Raw genomic sequence first — 1,610 nt, 5'->3', positions numbered from 1 at the left:
AATTCAGGGGGAAAGAAATTTTCTCAGACCCCACAAGCATTGCAAATCAAGGACTTCGGGTTATGAAAAACCCTCAAATGACCAGATTAGCAATTCGAGCAATTCCTGTTCAGTAATCGCATCATACTCTTTGAATCTCGTGATCCCTGAACCTAAAAGAGGAATAGATATCGATCGTCCGTTGTAAACGATGTCGACTTCATTCCAGAAATTCATGAGAAAGTTGATGTAGTCATTCATATAGAGAAATGCTCTGTTATTCGGGTCGAATTTGGAAAAGGCGGTCAACAAAAAATCGTTATGCGTAAAAATGGTTCCCAGTCGGTATCGGTTGTGTTTCCCCTTTGCCCGGTGTTGCACCTCTTCTAGGATGTTGTCGCGCAAGTGGTCGTCATGGGCGATCAACCTATCCAACTCGGTAATGTCCTGTACCTTGCTGTTGATATACATCCCGTTAAGAGAAGTGGCTGAAATGATCGCGTCATCGACTAGTGTGTCGAAGTATTCGTTAAACGCGATAACCTTTAGCCCCTCTTGTTCGAAGACGTCGCCGACCTTGACGTCAACGGTCGAGTTGTTGATCTTAAGCGTGACGTGTTCCAGCAGATTCGCTCTGAACCACATATAAACATAAATTGCCATAAATAGTCCAAGCAAAACTATGAACCACGCCATTTTGCGATCACTGGGGATGCTGATAAAGAAAGAACACAAGGTAAAAAATACGCTGATAATGGTCAGAACGGCCATGTAATTTTTCAACAGCGTCCAGTCAAAGAAACTAACCTTGCGTTTCACCTCGCCCTCCTTCGACTGCACCGCATTGAATTCATCCGGAATCTGGGTTCTTAGTCTGTGTGCAGTCAGGAAGCGATTCGTGTCTGAACGATTACACGTCGATTCACAGATCAACCCCCCCGCCAACAACGGGCGAAGCGATACTAATGTCTCCTCTGCCATGTTAACTTCCAACCATATATTGCATAATACAGCATACCACGTCCGTGACAGGATTCAACCATGTATTGCATAAATCAGGGTAAATGCCTGATGCGAACTATTTCGCTAAGTCAACCACCTTTTGCAAATAGCCAGAATTTCTTCGCCGGGACCGCCGCGTATCCCACGTTCAAGAAGAAGGGCCACCACGATCGCTTTTCGCTTACGAATGATCAATTCACCATCAAAGGCCGCCAGGTGCATATCCCGAAGCTGGGGTGGGTGCGAATGCACGAAACCTTGCGGTTCGTCGGGAAAGTCGTGGAGGGCACGATCTCCCGGACCGCTGATCGCTGGTTCCTGAGTGTCACCGTCGAGATCCCGGATCCGCCTGTTGTTCGCCGCGAAAACCAAGCGGTGGTCGGCGTGGATTTGGGGGTGTCGGCGTTCGCCACGCTTTCCACTGGGGAGAAAATCATAGGACCGAAAGCGTATGCCACCGCGCAGAAACAGCTCCGCCGATTGTCCCAACACTTCAGTCGCCAGATGGAAGCCGCGAAAGTTCGCGCCGGGCTGGAGCCCGGCCAGCCCATCTGTATATGGCCAAATAGAAATGGACAGTTTGGCCATCGTTTTTCCCCAGTTTTGCCACTAAGAATTCCCCAAAATGG

At 48.6% G+C, this 1,610-nt stretch carries 2 protein-coding genes; one reads left to right on the top strand and one right to left on the bottom strand.

Annotated features, from left to right (window positions below; translation table 11 throughout):
- Window positions 1-60: 60 nt before the first annotated feature.
- Window positions 61-960: a macro domain-containing protein gene (locus HIJ39_RS22815; RefSeq protein ID WP_169103321.1), complete on the bottom strand. Its 900-nt coding sequence runs from the start codon at window positions 958-960 to the stop codon at window positions 61-63.
- A gap of 90 nt (window positions 961-1,050) precedes the next feature.
- Between HIJ39_RS22815 and HIJ39_RS23935 the strand changes: the two genes are divergently transcribed.
- Window positions 1,051-1,610: RNA-guided endonuclease InsQ/TnpB family protein (locus HIJ39_RS23935; RefSeq protein ID WP_207711880.1), on the top strand; the 560-nt coding region annotated here is incomplete at its 3' end.

It is taken from the genome of Sulfobacillus harzensis (assembly GCF_012933365.1).
GTDB lineage: Bacteria > Bacillota > Sulfobacillia > Sulfobacillales > Sulfobacillaceae > Sulfobacillus_B > Sulfobacillus_B harzensis.
The sequence above is the reverse complement of the archived record's forward strand: the minus strand, read 5'-3'. Positions and strand labels throughout refer to the sequence as shown.